The organism is Exiguobacterium sp. s64 (assembly GCF_018618035.1).
GTDB lineage: Bacteria > Bacillota > Bacilli > Exiguobacteriales > Exiguobacteriaceae > Exiguobacterium > Exiguobacterium mexicanum_A.
In genome coordinates, this window is the sequence record NZ_JACSLH010000001.1 from 127,637 (window position 1) to 145,006 (window position 17,370).

Here is a 17,370-nt window from a genome sequence, read left to right on the forward strand (position 1 = left end):
ATGAGGAAGACATGTTGGCGTCAAGTGACCTTAATAATTGGCCCATCGTTTGTAAGACTCTGTTCGAAGGAGGAATTTTCTTGTCGGTGTTACATTTAGCTATCTTATTGCCGCTTCTCGCGGCACCGTTCATCCCGTTCTTGTTCCGGGCGCTGAAGCGAATCCATACGGGTTGGTTCGTGTTAATCGTTCCGGTCGTCCTGTTCGTGTACTTCTTCCGCTTCATCGGAATCACGAGCGCAGGGGACGTCGTGACGGAGACGGTCGAATGGATGCCATCGCTCGGCATCAACTTCACGGCCTACGTGGACGGGCTCGGATTATTGTTTGCCCTCCTCATTACAGGGATTGGAGCGCTCGTCGTCCTCTATTCGATTTACTATTTGAATAAAGACAAAGAGTCGCTCGGTCATTTTTATGTGTACCTGCTCTTGTTCATGGGTGCGATGCTCGGTGTCGTCCTCTCGGATAACATGGTCGTCATGTACATGTTCTGGGAACTCACATCGATTTCGTCGTTCCTGTTGATCGGGTATTGGTACGAGAAAGAACGCTCACGCTACGGGGCACGTAAGTCGATGCTCATCACCGTGTTCGGGGGCTTGTCGATGCTAGGGGGGATTGTGATCCTCGAGTCGATCGTCGGCTCATTCAGCATCCGCGACATGGTCGCCAATCAGGCACTCATCGCCGACAGCCCGTTCTTTATCGCGGCGATGATTCTCATCTTGCTCGGCGCCTTCACGAAGTCAGCGCAATTCCCATTCCACATCTGGTTGCCGGATGCGATGGAGGCACCGACCCCGGTCAGTGCGTACCTCCACTCGGCGACGATGGTCAAGGCCGGTCTCTATCTCGTCGCACGGATGAGTCCGGTGTTCCAAGAGTCGTCACTCTGGCTATGGATTATTGCCTCGGTCGGGACGTTCACACTCTTCTGGGGTTCGTTCAACGCGGTCAAACAGACCGATTTGAAGGGGATTCTTGCCTTCTCGACGGTCAGTCAGCTCGGTCTCATCATGTCGCTTCTCGGCCTCGGGGCCGCGGCGCTACATTATGACGGCATGGATGACAACATCTATATGGTCGCAACGATCGCGGCAATCTTCCACTTGATCAACCATGCGACGTTCAAAGGGTCGCTGTTCATGATGGTCGGGATCGTCGACCACGAGACGGGGACGCGCGACATCCGTAAGCTCGGCGGTCTGATGACCGTCATGCCGATCACGTTCACAATCGCCGTCATCGGCTCATTGTCGATGGCAGGATTGCCGCCGTTCAACGGCTTCCTCAGTAAAGAGATGTTCTTGAAGGCAACCACGAAAGTGTTCTCGATGGACTTCTTCGCGCTCGATACGATCGGCATCTTGATCCCGGTCGTCGCGTTCATCGCGAGCGTGTTCACATTCATCTACAGCTTGATTATCTTCACCCGGACGTTCATGGGCAAAGCCCAGTTCGACCGGTTACCGAAACAGCCGCACGAGGCACCGATCGGGATGCTCATCCCGCCAGCGATTCTCGCTATCCTCGTCGTCGTTCTCGGTTTCGTACCGAACGTGTTGTCGAACTCGCTCATCAAGCCGGCCGTCGAGTCGATCTATCCGACGCTCGTCGCGAGCGGTCAGGATGTGAAAGTCGATATCTACTTCTGGCACGGCATCACACCTGAGTTACTTATGACGATCGGTATCGTCCTGCTCGGGACGCTCATGTTCTTCACGATCAACAAGTGGATGGGCATCTACAACCATATCCCGCATCGCTTGACGCTCAATGGCATGTACGACGGGACGCTCGTCTGGTCGAACAAGGCGGCGTATCGCTTTAAAGACAACTATATGACGGGCTTCATTCGCTCGTATTTGGTGTACATCTTCTTGTTCTTGTCAGGCATGATGTTGTTCTCGATGTATCGCTTCGACTTGTTCGACTTCTCGTTCGGCGAGATGGAGCCTGTCGCACCGTATGAATACGTCCTCGGGGCGGTCGTCATCTTGGCATCGCTCGCGATTCTGTTCATGCGTTCGCGTCTGCCGTCGATCATTTTGCTCGGTGTCGTCGGCTACTCGGTCGCGTTGTTCTTCGTCTTCTTCAATGCCCCGGACCTCGCCTTGACGCAGCTCGTCATCGAGACGGTATCGGTCGCCTTGTTCTTGCTCGTCTTCTACCATATGCCAGAGATCAGCAAGAAAGAAGTGCGTGTTAAGTTTAAAATCGAGAATGCGATTGTCTCGATTTTCGTCGGGGTGACGGTGACGCTCCTCAGCTTCATGGCGCTATCGAACCGTTCCCTGTCGTCGATCTCCGAGTATTATAAAGAAAACGTCTATGATTTGGCAGCCGGGAAAAACATGGTCAACGTCGTCCTTGTTGACTTCCGTGGCTTTGATACGTTGTTCGAGATCGTCGTCCTTGCCATCGCGGCCATCGGGATTTACACGATGATCAAATTCAGAACGACAGAACGTACGAAAGGAGCACGTGAACATGAACCGAAAAAATGATCAAGTCAATGACGTCATCTTACAGACGGCCGCGGTGATCATCTTCTTCATCATCATCGTGTTCTCTATTAACCTCTTCTTCGCCGGGCACTACTCGCCGGGCGGAGGGTTCATCGGTGGTTTGATGACGGCCGCGGCGCTCGTGTTGCTGTTGCTCGCCTTCGATTCGAAGACGCTCGCTGACGTGCTCCCGTTCGATTATCGCAAGATGACGGCGCTCGGTCTCGCCATCGCGTTACTGACGTCGCTGCACAGCATCTTCTGGGACCGTCCGTTCCTGACGCATGCGTACGATAAGTTCGACTTGCCGCTTCTAGGCGAACAGACGCTTCACACGGCGATCGCCTTTGACCTTGGCGTTTACCTTGTGGTCATCGGTGTGACGATGACGATCATTCAAACGATTGGAGAGAGTGAATAATGGAAATCTTCGTTAGCATCATCATCGGTGTCCTGACGATGAGCGCGGTCTATATGATTCTCTCAAAGAGTTTGTTGCGCATCATCATCGGCACCGGGTTGCTCAGCCACGCTGCCCACTTGCTCGTCTTGACGATGGGTGGACTGAAAACCGGAGCGGCACCCGTCCTCGTCGATGGGGTCACGGAATATACTGACCCGCTCCCGCAAGCGCTCGTCTTGACGGCGATCGTTATCAGCTTCGGGGTGACCGCGTTCTTCCTCGTGCTCGCGTATCGGGCTTACCAGGAACTGAACACGGATAATATTGAGGAAATGAAAGGAACGGAATCGAATGATTAACTTACCGATCTTTCCGATTGTCATCCCGGCGCTTGCGGCCATCTTTCTTCTCTTCGCACCGAAGCAAGTTCGTCTGCAACGCGGAGTGGCACTCGGGGCTTTACTTGTAACGTTTGCAGTGACGGTGCTGCTCATCTTCACCGTGTCTCAAGACGGCATTATGACCGTCAACTTAGGGAACTGGCCGGCACCGTTCGGCATCACGCTCGTCTCGGACATGCTGTCGGCACTACTCGTCGCCACGTCGACGTTGCTCGTCTTTTTCATCGTCTGGTTTGCGACCCATTACTTCTCAGACGCCTATGAATCGAACTACGTCTACGTCGCGATGTTGTTCCTCCTCGTCGGGGTGAACGGTGCCTTCACGACAGGCGATATTTTCAACTTGTTCGTCTTCTTTGAAGTCTTCCTCATCTCGTCGTACGTGTTGATCGTGCTCGGCGGGAAGGGCGTCCAGTTACGCGAGTCGATCAAGTATTTGCTCGTGAACGTCATCGCCTCGGCGCTGTTCGTCATGGCCGTCGCGCTTCTTTACGGGACGGTCGGTACGCTCAGTTTGGCGGACCTCGCGCAAAAGATTCCGCTCGTGGAGAATCAAAGCGTCATCACCGTCATCGGTGTGTTCTTCGTCATCGTCTTCGGTTTGAAAGGGGCACTCGTGCCGCTTCATTACTGGCTCCCGGGCTCGTATGTCGTGGCGCCGACACCGATTCTCGCCATGTTCGGGGCGCTGTTGACGAAAGTCGGCGTCTACTCAATCTTGCGGACGTATACGCTCCTGTTTGATGGTGGAAGTGCGTTCATGCAGAACTTCTTGATTATCCTTGCCGTGTTGACGATCGTCATCGGGATGATCGGGGCGATCGCCTATAACGACGTCAAGTTGATCATCATCTACAACATCATGATCGCCGTCGGCGTCATCTTGTACGGAATCGCACTCAACACGCAGACGTCGCTCGAAGGGGCGCTCTACTATTTGATTCATGACATGTTGATCAAGGCCGCCTTGTTCATGCTCGTCGGGATGATGATCGGCATCACCAAGTCCGGTCAACTGCGCGACATGGGCGGTTTGATCACCCGCTTCCCATTGTTCGGTTGGACGTTCTTCATCGCAGCGTTGTCGCTCGCCGGGATTCCGCCGCTCAGCGGATTCTTCGGGAAACTTTTGATCGTTCAAGGCGGGGTCGGGGAAGGCAGCCTGTTCGGGCCGCTCCTCATCTTGCTGTCGAGTCTGTTCGTCCTCTTCTCGGTCATCAAAATCTTCTTGTACGGATTTTGGGGAGAAGAGAAACGAGTCTATGACGGTCCGCTCGTGCCGTATATGAACCGCCTCATCGTGCCGACGTTCTTGCTCGTCGCCGTCGCCGTCGCCTACGGGTTTGGTGCCGAAGCGATGCATCCGTTCATTACCCAGGCAATCGAACCGCTCGTGCAACCCGAAATCTATATCGATGCCGTGATTAAGGAGTGATTTAGAGATGGCTTACCAACTACTCATCAACTTTTTCCTGGCGTTCATTTGGATGTTCTTCACGGGTACGTTCACGACGAGCGGATTCATCATCGGTTACTTGCTCGGGTTACTCGTCATCTTCATGATGCGCCGCTTCTTCAAAAACACGGACTTTTATTTCACCCGTGTCTTGAAACTGTTTAAACTGTTCTTGATTTTCTGTCGCGAACTCGTCGTAGCCAACATCGAAGTGCTCCGGCTCGTCTTGAGCCCGAAACTAAAAATCCAACCAGGTATCTTTCGGTATCACACCGAACTCGATGCCGGTTGGAAAGTGAGTTGGCTATCGATGCTCATCACGCTGACACCAGGTACGCTTGTCGTCCAAGTGTCAGACGACAATAAGACGCTCTACATCCATGCGCTCCATATGCCGGATAAAGAGTCGCTCAAACAAGACATTTACGATAACTTTGAGTCGAACATCAAGGAGGCGACCAGCTAATGTTAAATATTATTATTTACGTCGCCCTCGCCATCCTCGTGCTCGCCATGCTCGGTATGCTGTACCGGGTCGTCAAAGGGCCGACGACAGCGGACCGAGTCATCGCCCTCGACTCGATCGGCATCGGGTTGATCTCGGTCGTGTCGTTGTTATCAATTTTGCTCGATACGACGATGTTCTTCGAGGTCATCCTCTTGCTCGGGATTTTAGCCTTTATCGGAACGGTGGCGTTCTCGAAATTCCTCGAGAAGGGAGAGATCATCCAACATGACCGCAACAATGATTTATGACATCTTGACCGGTGTCTTCACGATCATCGGGGTGTTCTTTACCGTCGTCGCGGCGATCGGTCTGATCCGGCTCCCGGACATCTATTCCCGCGCCCACGCCGCCTCGAAGAGTGCGACGCTCGGCGTCATGTTTGTCCTGTTCGCGGCGCTCTTGCACGTCTGGGTCGACCAGCGCATCTTTGACGCACGGCTTCTGCTCGGACTGTTCTTCGTCTTATTGACGGCGCCGGTCGGCAGTCACTTGGTGGCCCGCGCGGCCCATTCTCAAGGTGTCCCGCTTTGGAAGAAATCGCTCCAGGACGCCTTGCAAGAAGATAAGGATAAAGGAATCGAATGACGAAAGGCTCTTCCATCGCACGATGGAAGAGCCTTTTTTAGATGATGTACGAGATATCAGACGCGGACGTCGGATACGCGAACTCCAAGTGTTTGACGTGTTGATGGGTCATATTGTTTTGTATAATGAATGAGAACAGGTTGATCAGTTCCGGCGCGTGTTGCCCAATCAAGTGGGCGCCGAGCACGTGGCCGTCTTTGCTGAGCAGAATGCGGGAAAACGCCGTCGTGTCGTTGATCCGCTCATACGTGAGGAAATGGGACAAGTCGTTGTCTTTACATTCATAGTCGATGCCGCGCGCTTTCACCTCCTCGACCGTCAGCCCGACTTTGGCAATCGGCGGTGTCGTGAAGACGACCGTCGGGGCGGGGCGCTCCGGTAAAGGACGCGTGTTGTCCCGTAACAGATTGAGAGCGGCGATGCGTCCTTCCTGCCCCGCAAACGGGGTGAGGGCCGGGTTGCGGCTCTTGGCGACGTCCCCGGCTGCATATACGTTCGCATTCGTCGTCTGCAGGAACTCATTGACGAGGACGCCGCCGTGGTCGGACTCGATACCGGCTGCGTCCAAACGGAGCCGTTCGATGCTCGGAATTCGCCCGGTGGCGTTAAGGACGACGCCTTCGAGGGTAGAGTCATCTGATAACGTCAGCACGTCCCCATCCATCCGGACGGGCTCGATGCCGTAACGGACATCGATGCCGATCCGAATCGTCTCATCGACGAGACGTTTGACGACTTTGCGATCGAATTGTTTAAGTGCCCGCGATCGGATGAGGAGGGTCACCTCGCTCCCGAAGCGGCGGAGGATATGAGCGAACTCGAACGCGATATAGCCGGCCCCAATGATGATGACGTGTTTTGGCAAGTCGTCGAGGTCGAAAACGTCGTCGCTCGTGATGGCCAAGTCGCCACCCGGGATGTCGAGCGGTCGCGGAATGAGGCCTGAAGCGATTAAAAACTGATGCGCCGAGATTTCATGCCCATCAATGACAATCGAGTCTTCATCGATGAAATGGGGTTCGCCTTCGAACAAGTCGATGTCGTGCTCTTTCCAATGATGCATCTTCGTCGTCGGGATGGCGAAACGATACTCGTCGATACGCCGTTTAAAGGCGTGCCAATCGAGCGTGAGCTCGCCGTGGACACCGAGTGATTTCATCCGTTCCGTACGGGCAATGAGCTCTGCTCCTTCCGCGAGCATCTTTTTCGGGTCACATCCGCGTTGCGGACACGTCCCGCCGAACGTCCAATTCTCGACGATGGCAATTTGTTTACCGGCGTCGCATAATACGTTAGCGGCTTGGCTCGCTGCCGAGCCGCTGCCGATGATGATGACATCGTACCGTTTCATAACAAAACCCTCCCTCTGAGACTTCATCAAAATTTTTCCCGTCTGGAAGGAACTTAAACTGAGGTGATTGAATTTGAGTCATTCTGACCACATTAAACATAAATTGGCGCTCCTCCCGGACGAGCCCGGCTGTTACTTGCATAAGAACGAGTACGGCGAGATCATTTACGTCGGGAAAGCGAAAAATCTGAAAAACCGGGTCCGGTCTTATTTTACCGGGGCGCATGACATCAAGACGATGCGCCTCGTCGCTGAGATTCGCGACTTTGAGTATATCGTCACGGCGAGCGAACTCGAGGCGCTTCTGCTCGAGATGACGCTCATCAAAAAGCATGACCCGAAATACAACATCCGTCTCAAAGACGACAAGTCGTACCCGTACATCAAGATCACGAACGAGCCGTACCCGAGGTTACTCACGACGCGGAAGCTGAAGCGGGACGGCGGCTTCTATTTCGGCCCGTACCCGAACGCCTATGCCGCCAACGAGACGAAGCGGTTGCTCGATAAACTGTATCCGCTCCGGAAATGCCAACCGATGCCGCGCAAGCTCTGTCTGTATTACCATATCGGGCAGTGCCTCGGACCTTGCGAGCTCGCCGTCGACACGGACGAGCAAAAAGAGATCGTCCATGAAATTCGCCGCTTCCTGAACGGGGAGACGAGCGAGACGCTCGCCAAGCTCCAAGTCGACATGGGACGAGCGGCCGAAGACATGCAGTTCGAACGAGCCGCTGAGCTCCGTGACCAAATCCGGGCCGTCGAGTCGATTATGAACAAACAGAACATGATCACGGCCGACCCGACAGCACGCGACGTCTTCGGCTATACGCTCGACCGCGGCTGGATGTGCGTCCAAGTGTTCTATATGCGGGGCGGCAAGATGATCGAGCGCGACGTATCACTGTTCCCGCTCCACGGCGAGCCGTCCGAGGAGCTCGAGAGTTTCATCGTCCAGTTCTACGAGCAGAACGTATTGCCGAAGGAAGTGCTCGTCCCCGAGATCGTCCGCATCGATTTATTGAACGAGGCGATCGGGACGAAAGTGATGCAACCGAAGCGCGGCGCGAAGCGACAGCTGCTCGACTTGGCGACGAAAAATGCGGGCATCGCCTTGAACGAGAAGTTCGAGTTGCTCGCCCGCGACGAAGAGCGGACACTCCTCGCCATGCGTGAACTCGGTGAGGCGATCGGCATCCCGAACTTGTCACGCGTCGACATCATCGACAACGCGAACATCCAAGGGGCTGATGCCGTCTCGGCACTCGTCGTCTTCGAAGACGGGAAGCCGCTCAAGAAGGAATACCGGAAATACAAGATTCGTACCGTCCAAGGACCGGACGACTACGAGACGATGCGAGAGGTCGTCCGTCGTCGGTTCCGTCGCCTGTTGACGGAAGAGAAGCGTCTACCGGACTTGCTGTTGATTGACGGGGGCATCGGGCAATTGAACGCCGCCCTCGACGTCCTGCAGAACGAGTTCGGGCTCGACTTGCCGGTCGGGTCGCTCAAAAAAGATGACCGTCACCGGACGAGCCAGCTCTTGTTCGGGGAAGGCGGCGGGGTCGTCGAACTGAACTCGCGCTCGAGCGCGTTCTATTTGCTCCAACGTATGCAAGACGAGGTCCACCGCTTCGCCATCACGTTCCACCGCAGTTTGCGGACGAAGAAGATGACGAAGTCGGTGCTCGACGACATCCCGGGTGTCGGACCGAAACGGCGCCAGCAGTTAATTCGCCATTTCGGGTCGATGAAACAGATTCGTCTCGCCTCGCTCGAACAGTTGAAAGAAGCGGGACTGCCGGAGAAGTTGGCCGAGACCGTGATCCAATACGTCCATGAGGAGACCGATGAATGAACCGAGACGCGCTAGCCAATTTTCCAGACGAGACATCACCTTTTATTGAACAGTTTGTTCGTGAGCTTACGGACGTGACCGACGCGATTCGACATGCATACGTGCACGGATCTGTGACGATGGGAGGTTTCCATCCAAGATTGAGTGACGTCGATTTACTGTTCGTGAGCGACCGAGACCTGTCTGACGAGGAACGGCTCGGTTTGATGCGACTGTGCCTGGCGACATCGACGCAGCCGTATCCGCTCGAGTTGACCGTGCTGACGGAACGAGCGTTACAGGAATGGGTCCATCCGAGTCCGTTCGAGTTTCATTATAGTGAGCAGTGGCGCATGCGGTTGGAAAAAACATCGATCGACGAGCTGCTCCGTGAGCAACGCGGAATGACAGATCCGGATTTGGCCGCTCACCTCAAAGTCATCATGGAGCGGGGCCGTGTCTTGTTCGGTGCCCCGATGAATGAGTTGGTAGTCGGATTTGAGGATGGACACTATCTAGAGGCGATCAAGGACGACGCGTTGGATTGCTTGAGCTCGCTTGATAACCACCCCGTGTATAGCGTATTGAACCTCGTGCGGGTGATGGCGTACGAGACGGATGGGCGTGTGCTCGCCAAACGAGAAGTGCTCGAGTGGGCGAAGCGACAACCGATCCCGTCTGATCTTCTGCACGTCATTCAAAAAGCAGCAGTGGCGTATGCGGGCGAAGACAGCACGTTCTCAAGGTCGGAGCTCATCGACTTTTATATCTTCGCCAACGAGCGTCTCTTCCAGTATGAAGACACAGATGAGTCGGAGGATTGACGCAAAAAGAAAGAGCCGATGCGGTGTAAAAATCGCATCGGCTCTTTCTCATTCATACGTATCTTTTCGGTCTAGTTGGACGGTGATGTGGACGGCCTTGCGCGTCACGTCGGCATATCCTTCGGCGACGCATTGGAAACGACCCGCAATCTGTTCGGCTAAAAAGCCAGCCTCGAGCTGGAAGTAGCCCGTTGCCTTCTCTTGGGTCGCGGGTGGGGGCGTGAGCTCGAACAAGAATTTATTTCCTTTTTCTTTCAACAGCGTCAAATCTCCCCAGCCGGCCTCGCTAAAGAAGGCGCTCAGTTCTTCATTGGGCATGACCGGGAACTTGCGTGCGACCCGTTTACCCGACCAATAGATGACTTGAGCGTAATCGTCCCCAAGCAAATCCGTCAACACATAATCGCGAAGCAGTTCGATCGCGAAAGTGGGTTGGCTCATCGTTTCCATCTTCTTCCATCACTCCATTCTCTCTATACCATTATAACGACGATTCGCCTTTTGGTCACCGGGTATTTTGCAAAAGAATGTGGCACAAATCGGTCGGGTTGTCTTGTCATACAAATTTCACAAGAGTAGAATAGGAGACAGAAAGCTATATTTGCATTTGAAAACGCTTTTATTTACAAAACGAGCCAAGGGCTCGTGAAAAGGGGGAACTAGAATGGCAGCGCGTCGTGACTATTTCAGTCGTAAAGTCCATTCGCTACTTGGGGTCATCCCAATCGGCTTGTTTTTGATCGTTCACTTGTCGGTCAACTACTATATCGTCGATGGGGTGGAGTCGTTCAACAAGGCAGCAAAATTTATGGAGAGCTTACCGTACTTGTATTTCCTTGAAGTGACCATCATCGCTTTGCCGATGATCTTCCACGGAGTGTATGGCGTGTATTACGCGTTCCTCGGTTCGATTAACACGAACCGTTACTCATACGCCCGTAACTGGATGTACATGCTCCAACGCTTCACGGGCGTCTTCCTCGTCATCTTCATCGCATGGCACGTTTGGGAAACGCGCTTGGCGAAGTTGCGTGGCGTCGAAGTGAACGCGGAGATGATGCAAAACATCGTCGACAATCCGCTCATGCTCATCTTCTACATAGTCGGGATCCTCTCGGCTACGTTCCACTTCGCGAACGGTCTCTGGTCGTTTGCCATCACGTGGGGGATCACACAGTCGCCTCGTTCACAGCGCTTCATGAGCTATGTCTCAGGCGTCGTCTTCTTGGCACTATCTTTTGTCGGCATCCGTTCTATCTTGACGTTCGCGGGCATCTTGTAATTAGGGGGAAAAGTTCATGGCAAATCAAAGTTTGATCGTCATCGGTGGCGGTCTGGCTGGACTCATGGCGACAATCAAGTCGGCTGAGATGGGTGTTCCGGTAAAACTATTCTCGCTTGTACCGGTCAAGCGTTCACATTCAGTTTGTGCACAAGGCGGCATCAACGGTGCCGTCAACACGAAAGGGGAAGGGGATTCTCCTTGGCAACACTTTGATGACACGGTCTATGGGGGCGACTTCCTCGCCAACCAACCGCCGGTCCAAAAGATGGCGGAAGCGGCACCGAAGATCATCCACATGTTCGACCGCATGGGCGTCATGTTCAACCGGACGCCAGAAGGTCTTCTCGACTTCCGTCGTTTCGGCGGCACGCTCCATCACCGTACGGCTTACGCCGGTGCGACGACGGGGCAACAGCTCCTGTACGCACTAGACGAGCAGGTTCGTCGCTACGAGGCGCAAGGTCTCGTCGAGAAGTATGAAGGCTGGGAGTTCCTCCGGGCCATCATCGATGAAGCAGGTGTGTGCCGTGGTGCGGTCTGTCAGGATTTGCGCTCGATGGAAATTAAAGCGTTCCCATCGGACGCGGTCATCCTCGCGACAGGCGGCCCGGGTGTCATCTTCGGCAAATCGACGAACTCGGTCATCAACACCGGCCAAGCGGCTGGAGCGGTCTATCGTCAAGGGGCGGTCTACGCGAACGGTGAGTTCATCCAAATCCACCCGACGGCGATTCCAGGGGACGACAAACTTCGTCTCATGAGTGAATCGGCGCGCGGTGAAGGCGGACGTGTCTGGACGTATAAAGACGGCAAGCCATGGTACTTCCTTGAAGAGAAGTATCCGGCCTACGGAAACCTCGTGCCGCGTGATATCGCGACGCGTGAAATCTTCGACGTCTGTGTCAACCAAAAGCTCGGCGTCAACGGCGAGAACATGGTGTACCTTGACTTGTCGCATAAAGACTCGAAAGAGCTCGACATCAAACTCGGCGGCATCCTTGAGATTTACGAGAAGTTCGTCGGCGACGATCCACGCAAAGTCCCGATGAAGATTTTCCCGGCCGTTCACTATTCGATGGGCGGACTATGGGTCGACTACGATCAGATGACAAACATCCCAGGCCTGTTCGCAGCCGGTGAGTGCGATTACTCGATGCACGGGGCGAACCGTCTCGGGGCCAACTCGCTCTTGTCTGCCGTATACGGCGGGATGGAAGCCGGTCCGGCGGCCGTTCACTACATGCGGGGTCTCGACCAGGCGACAGAGAGCGTGCCGGAAGCGCTCTTCAACTTTAACGAACGTGAAGAAATCGAGCGGTTCAACGATATCCTCGCGATGGACGGTACGGAAAATGCGTATCAAATCCACCGTGAGCTCGGCGAACTCATGACCGACAACGTCACGGTCGTTCGTTACAACGACAAGCTCGAGGCGACGGACCTCAAACTCCGTGAGCTTCGTGAACGCTATAACAACATCTCCGCGACCGATACGGCTCGCTGGAGCAACCAAGGGGCATCGTTCATCCGACAACTCGACCACATGCTCGACCTCGCGCGCGTCATCACGCTTGGCGCTTTGAAACGTGACGAGAGCCGTGGTGCTCACTACAAACCGGACTTCCCGGAACGTGATGACGACAAGTTCATGAAGACGACGATGGCACGTTACAACGCAGGGGAAGTCGATATCTCGTATGAAGAGATCGACGTTTCGTTAATCCCGCCACGCAAACGGGATTACTCGAAGAAAGGGGCGAAGACGAAATGACGACGCCGATGCAATCTGAACAAAAAGATATTCGTTTTATCATTGAACGCCAGGACGGACCGGACCAAGCCGCTTATACGGAAGAGTTCACCGTCCCGTACCGCCCGAACATGAACGTCATCTCGGCGTTGATGGAAATCCGCCGAAACCCGGTCAATGCGAACGGGGACAAGACGACACCAATCAACTGGGATATGAACTGTCTCGAGGAAGTGTGTGGTGCCTGCTCGATGATCATCAACGGCAAGCCGCGCCAATCGTGTACGGCACTCGTCGACAAGCTCGAACAGCCGATCCGCCTTGCTCCGATGAAGACGTTCCCGGTCATCCGTGACCTTCAAGTCGACCGTCAGCGCATGTTCGACGCGTTGAAAAAAGTGAAGGCATGGGTCCCAATCGATGGGACGTACGACCTCGGACCTGGACCGCGGATGCCAGAGAACAAACGTCAATGGGCGTATGAATTATCGAAATGTATGACGTGCGGTGTCTGCCTCGAGGCGTGCCCGAACGTCAATGACAAATCGAGCTTCATCGGACCGGCCGCCATTTCGCAAGTCCGTCTCTTCAACTCGCATCCGACTGGCGCCTTCCACGCGGAGGACCGTCTCGAAGCGCTCATGGAAGACGGCGGCCTCGCACAGTGCGGGAACGCGCAAAACTGTGTCGAAGTTTGTCCGAAAGGTATTCCACTCACGACATCAATCGCCGCGATGAACCGTCAGACGACGCTTCACTCGTTCAAATCGTTCTTCGGTAGCGACAAAGGCCGCACCGGTTCTGCGGTCGAGGCGTAAGGGCTACGGATGACGAAGTACTTCCGGGAAGCCGATTGGGAAACACGTGTCAGAGCAGGGGTCGCGCTAGACGTCAAAGTCCGATTCTCGGAGTGCGACCCGTACGGCCACATGAATAACACAATTCCGTTCATCTATTTCGAAGACGCGCGGATCGAGTTGCTTGAAGCGACAGGTTTTTCGTTGAATGATGGATTTGTCGTCGTGGCAGATGCCCAGTGCGACTACGTTCGCCAAGTGATGCCACGGCAATCGATCGTGGTGTATGCCAATGTCTTGACGGTCGGAAACACTTCATGTGATATTCATTACGGGGCATATGATGGAGACCAGCTCATGTTTGCGGGGCGTACGAGCCTCGTGCACTTGTCGAAATCCGGTCGTCCGACCGAATGGACTCCAGAATATAAAAATCGCTTGCAGAATTTTTGCGAATCCGCTATCATTTGATAATGAGTTCACAAACAATTATTCTGCGGGTTCGCCTGTAGAATTGAAATTTGAAGGGAGACCTCACGTCATGGAAAAAACGTTCACAGTCGTTGCAGATTCAGGAATTCACGCTCGTCCAGCTACACAGTTGGTAAACACAGCTTCTAAATTCCAATCAGATATCAACCTTGAGTACAACGGTAAGACAGTAAACCTCAAGTCGATCATGGGTGTACTTTCACTCGGAATCGCAAAAGATTCTACAATCAAAATCACTGCAGCTGGTGACGATGCAGAAGAAGCGGTTAACACGCTTTCTGACATGCTCACAAGCGAAGGTCTTGCTCAGTAATTGAGCGACGGACGAGGCGGCCAATCGGCTACCTCGTCTTTTTTGTTTGTCACGAGACCGTTTCTTTTTCAGAATCGGCTTTTTTGGTAAGATAGATGGGAATGGAAGTGATGATCATGAAACGAGCGATTGGAGTACTCGATTCAGGAGTTGGCGGCTTGACTGTGGTCAAAGAACTGATGCGCCAACTACCGAAAGAAGAAATAATTTATATCGGCGACACGGAACGGTGCCCGTATGGCCCGCGCCCGCACGATGAGATTGAAGCCTATACGTGGGAACTGATCGAGTTCCTGTTAAGTAAGAACGTGAAGATGATTGTCATCGCCTGCAACACGGCGACAGCGGTCGTCTTGAAAGAAGCGCGCAAACGCCTCAATATCCCGGTCATCGGTGTCATCGATCCGGGGGCACGAGCGGCCGTCAAAGGAACGCGCAATAAACATATCGGCGTCATCGGAACGAAGATGACGATTGAAAGCAACTCATACGAGACGGCGCTCCGACACGTGGCCGGCGAGATCGATGTATATTCGCTCGCCTGTCCGCCGTTCGTCCCGCTCGTCGAAGCCGGCGAACTCGATGGAGAGCGCGTCCGCGACATCGTCGCTGAGACGATTCGTCCGCTTCAGTCTTCCGAGATGGACACGCTCATCCTTGGCTGTACGCACTATCCGCTGCTCGCACCGGTCATTCAAGACGTCGTCGGACCCGACGTCCATTTGATCTCGTCCGGTGACGAGACGGCGCTCGAAGTAGCGGCCATCCTTGACTTTAAAGAGCTCGAGAACGATTTGGATACGGTCCCGGTGCACCAGTTTTATGCGACCGGGGATGTCGTCATCTTTGACCGTTTGGCGACAGAATGGCTCGGTCAACCCGTGAGAGCGGAGAAAGTAGAGGTGTCCGGTGTCGATGCGTAACGAAAGACAACATGACGAGCTCCGGCCCGTCGAGATCGTTCCCCATGTGAATAAACATGCGGAAGGGTCGGTCCTCATCTCGATCGGGGACACGAAAGTCATCTGCACGGCCACCGTCGAAGAACGCGTCCCGAACTTCTTGCGCGGCAAGAAGCAAGGCTGGATCAACGCCGAGTACGCCATGCTTCCGCGTGCGACCGGTAACCGCACGGTCCGCGAATCGGTCCGCGGCAAACAGTCGGGCCGGACGATGGAGATTCAACGGTTGATTTCGCGGTCGCTCCGCTCGGTCGTCGATTTGGAACGGCTCGGTGAACGGACGATTTGGATCGACTGTGACGTCATCCAAGCGGACGGGGGCACCCGCACGGCCTCGATCACAGGCGGCTTCTGCGCGCTCGTCCTCGCGGTCGACGCGCTCATCCGGCAAGGCAAGCTCGACGACACGCCGATCAAAGAAGGCGTCGCTGCCATCTCGGTCGGACGGACCGACGAATTGCTCCTCGACTTGAACTACGAAGAAGATGCCGCGGCCGAGGTCGACATGAACGTCGTCATGACGGCGAGCGGACGTTTCGTCGAAGTACAAGGGACAGGGGAAGAAGCGACGTTCACGTTGCTCGAGATGAACGAGATGCTCCACATGGCCCAAAGCGGGATCGAGACGCTGTTCAAAGCGGCCGAAGACGCACTCGGTGCCTCGTGGTGGTATGTCGGGGAACAATTGGAGGAAACAACATGAAACTGATCGTCGCAACACGCAATAAAGGAAAAGTCGCAGAAATTGAAGGAATGCTCACGCCGCTCGGATTCGAAGTCGAATCACTTCTTGATTATCCGAACGCACCAGAGACGGACGAAACTGGGACGACGTTTGAAGCGAACGCCGAGTTAAAGGCGACGGAGGCGGCCCGCTATTTCGGTCACGCCGTCCTCGCGGATGACTCTGGACTCGAAGTCGATGCGCTCGACGGGGCACCCGGTGTCCATTCGGCCCGTTTCGCCGGACCGGAGAAGTCGGATGAAGCGAACAACGCGCTTCTTCTCGAGAAGTTGAACGGAGCGACCGACCGAACGGCTCGTTTCATCTGTGCCCTCTGTCTCGCCAAACCAACAGGGGAGACATTGACGGTACGCGGTACGATCGAAGGGACGATCGGCTACGCGCCTCATGGGGAGAACGGTTTCGGTTACGACCCGCTCTTCATCGTTCCGTCACTTCACAAGACGGCAGCAGAACTTGAACGCGACGAAAAGGCGGCGGTCAGTCACCGCGGCCAAGCACTACGAAAGTTAGAGGCAGAAATTATTCCGTTTATGGAGGGGTGACCTGTATGCGTTTTCTCGTAGTCAGTGACAGTCACGGATTGACAGAAGAACTATCAATCATCTTTAACCGGCACGAACAAGAAATCGATGACGCGTTCCATTGTGGGGATTCCCAGCTCGCGCTCGTCGATGAACATCTGCTCCCATATCGTACGGTGCGCGGTAATTGCGACTTCGGCGGCGACCTTCCGCTCGAACGAATCGAGGAGACGGCTGAAGGGACGATTCTCATCGTCCACGGCCATCACCACGACGTGAAGTACGACTTGAACCGGTTGCGTTACCGGGCTGAAGAGGTCGGGGCGAACGTCGTCTTATTCGGCCACTCGCACGTCGCCGGAGCTGTGATTGAGGACGGGGTGCTTTACGTGAACCCGGGTTCGATTCGCATGCCGCGCGGACGGAGTGACAAGACGTATGTACTGATGGATCTCGAGAACGGACAGGCAACGGTCCGCTTTTATCGGTCAGAGGACGGTTCGGCCGTCGAAGATCTCGATGTGAGCGGAAAGCTGTGACGGAATGAAAAGAAGGAATTGACAGCAAACCATTTTTCTATTATAGTTTTCTTGTCAATGTCCCAATAGCTCAGCTGGATAGAGCAAC

The 17,370-nt window shown here is 54.5% G+C and carries 20 protein-coding genes; 18 read left to right on the forward strand and 2 right to left on the reverse strand.

Translation table 11 applies throughout. From position 1 onward, the window contains the following. Positions 1–80 precede the first annotated feature (80 nt). The 7 genes from KNP64_RS00665 to mnhG are packed head-to-tail and all read left to right on the forward strand — an operon-like array spanning position 81 to position 5,863. A complete protein-coding gene (locus KNP64_RS00665; protein WP_214791674.1) occupies positions 81–2,510 on the forward strand; it encodes a Na+/H+ antiporter subunit A in 2,430 nt (809 codons plus the stop codon). Then, positions 2,494–2,931 carry a Na(+)/H(+) antiporter subunit B gene (locus tag KNP64_RS00670; protein WP_138859774.1) on the forward strand — a complete coding sequence of 146 codons (438 nt, stop codon included), beginning with the start codon at positions 2,494–2,496 and terminating at the stop codon, positions 2,929–2,931. Before KNP64_RS00665 ends, KNP64_RS00670 begins: the two co-directional genes overlap by 17 nt. Next, positions 2,931–3,272, forward strand: a complete 342-nt coding sequence (locus KNP64_RS00675; RefSeq protein ID WP_021066825.1) for a Na(+)/H(+) antiporter subunit C — start codon at positions 2,931–2,933, stop codon at positions 3,270–3,272. Before KNP64_RS00670 ends, KNP64_RS00675 begins: the two co-directional genes overlap by 1 nt. Next, positions 3,265–4,749, forward strand: coding sequence for a Na+/H+ antiporter subunit D (locus tag KNP64_RS00680; protein WP_138859773.1), 1,485 nt, complete (start codon positions 3,265–3,267; stop codon positions 4,747–4,749). The genes KNP64_RS00675 and KNP64_RS00680 overlap by 8 nt, the downstream gene beginning before the upstream one ends. 7 nt (positions 4,750–4,756) lie before the next feature. Next, positions 4,757–5,236: a Na+/H+ antiporter subunit E gene (locus KNP64_RS00685; RefSeq protein WP_034776777.1), complete on the forward strand. Its 480-nt coding sequence runs from the start codon at positions 4,757–4,759 to the stop codon at positions 5,234–5,236. Beyond that, positions 5,236–5,526, forward strand: coding sequence for a Na(+)/H(+) antiporter subunit F1 (locus KNP64_RS00690; protein ID WP_114165745.1), 291 nt, complete (start codon positions 5,236–5,238; stop codon positions 5,524–5,526). Before KNP64_RS00685 ends, KNP64_RS00690 begins: the two co-directional genes overlap by 1 nt. Further along, on the forward strand, positions 5,504–5,863 hold the full coding sequence (gene mnhG, locus KNP64_RS00695) for a monovalent cation/H(+) antiporter subunit G (protein WP_214791672.1): 360 nt from the start codon (positions 5,504–5,506) through the stop codon (positions 5,861–5,863). The genes KNP64_RS00690 and mnhG overlap by 23 nt, the downstream gene beginning before the upstream one ends. A gap of 37 nt (positions 5,864–5,900) precedes the next feature. On the opposite strand, the gene KNP64_RS00700 is transcribed toward mnhG, so the two are convergent. Further along, positions 5,901–7,214 (reverse strand): dihydrolipoyl dehydrogenase family protein, encoded by a 1,314-nt coding sequence (locus tag KNP64_RS00700; RefSeq protein ID WP_214791670.1) that lies wholly within the window; start codon positions 7,212–7,214, stop codon positions 5,901–5,903. 73 nt (positions 7,215–7,287) lie between these two features. Here KNP64_RS00700 and uvrC point away from each other — a divergent pair, with 73 nt between their 5' ends. Continuing rightward, the gene (gene uvrC / locus KNP64_RS00705) at positions 7,288–9,072 is read left to right on the forward strand and encodes an excinuclease ABC subunit UvrC (RefSeq protein ID WP_214791668.1); all 1,785 of its coding nucleotides are present in this window, start codon (positions 7,288–7,290) and stop codon (positions 9,070–9,072) included. Next, entirely contained in the window at positions 9,069–9,875 is an 807-nt protein-coding gene (locus tag KNP64_RS00710) for an aminoglycoside adenylyltransferase domain-containing protein (protein WP_214791666.1), read from the forward strand. Before uvrC ends, KNP64_RS00710 begins: the two co-directional genes overlap by 4 nt. Before the next feature lie 48 nt (positions 9,876–9,923). On the opposite strand, the gene KNP64_RS00715 is transcribed toward KNP64_RS00710, so the two are convergent. Continuing rightward, on the reverse strand, positions 9,924–10,316 hold the full coding sequence (locus KNP64_RS00715) for a YslB family protein (RefSeq protein ID WP_235045180.1): 393 nt from the start codon (positions 10,314–10,316) through the stop codon (positions 9,924–9,926). A 223-nt stretch (positions 10,317–10,539) separates the two neighbouring features. Here KNP64_RS00715 and KNP64_RS00720 point away from each other — a divergent pair, with 223 nt between their 5' ends. The 9 genes from KNP64_RS00720 (at position 10,540) to KNP64_RS00760 (ending at position 17,282) form a co-directional block, all read left to right on the forward strand. Then, positions 10,540–11,157, forward strand: coding sequence for a succinate dehydrogenase cytochrome b558 subunit (locus tag KNP64_RS00720; protein ID WP_034776788.1), 618 nt, complete (start codon positions 10,540–10,542; stop codon positions 11,155–11,157). A gap of 16 nt (positions 11,158–11,173) precedes the next feature. Beyond that, complete coding sequence (gene sdhA, locus KNP64_RS00725) at positions 11,174–12,931, forward strand: succinate dehydrogenase flavoprotein subunit (RefSeq protein ID WP_034776790.1); 1,758 nt, start codon at positions 11,174–11,176, stop codon at positions 12,929–12,931. 8 nt (positions 12,932–12,939) lie between these two features. After that, positions 12,940–13,728 carry a succinate dehydrogenase iron-sulfur subunit gene (gene sdhB / locus KNP64_RS00730; RefSeq protein ID WP_200881496.1) on the forward strand — a complete coding sequence of 263 codons (789 nt, stop codon included), beginning with the start codon at positions 12,940–12,942 and terminating at the stop codon, positions 13,726–13,728. Between the two features lie 9 nt (positions 13,729–13,737). After that, positions 13,738–14,178, forward strand: coding sequence for an acyl-CoA thioesterase (locus KNP64_RS00735; protein ID WP_214791664.1), 441 nt, complete (start codon positions 13,738–13,740; stop codon positions 14,176–14,178). A gap of 70 nt (positions 14,179–14,248) precedes the next feature. Beyond that, positions 14,249–14,512 carry a phosphocarrier protein HPr gene (locus KNP64_RS00740; RefSeq protein ID WP_021066838.1) on the forward strand — a complete coding sequence of 88 codons (264 nt, stop codon included), beginning with the start codon at positions 14,249–14,251 and terminating at the stop codon, positions 14,510–14,512. 116 nt (positions 14,513–14,628) lie between these two features. After that, complete coding sequence (gene racE, locus KNP64_RS00745; RefSeq protein WP_138859767.1) at positions 14,629–15,435, forward strand: glutamate racemase; 807 nt, start codon at positions 14,629–14,631, stop codon at positions 15,433–15,435. Continuing rightward, positions 15,428–16,177 carry a ribonuclease PH gene (rph, locus tag KNP64_RS00750; RefSeq protein WP_034776797.1) on the forward strand — a complete coding sequence of 250 codons (750 nt, stop codon included), beginning with the start codon at positions 15,428–15,430 and terminating at the stop codon, positions 16,175–16,177. The genes racE and rph overlap by 8 nt, the downstream gene beginning before the upstream one ends. Then, entirely contained in the window at positions 16,174–16,764 is a 591-nt protein-coding gene (locus tag KNP64_RS00755; RefSeq protein WP_214791662.1) for an XTP/dITP diphosphatase, read from the forward strand. The genes rph and KNP64_RS00755 overlap by 4 nt, the downstream gene beginning before the upstream one ends. 5 nt (positions 16,765–16,769) lie before the next feature. Further along, positions 16,770–17,282 (forward strand): metallophosphoesterase family protein, encoded by a 513-nt coding sequence (locus KNP64_RS00760; RefSeq protein ID WP_034776800.1) that lies wholly within the window; start codon positions 16,770–16,772, stop codon positions 17,280–17,282. Positions 17,283–17,370 lie beyond the last annotated feature (88 nt).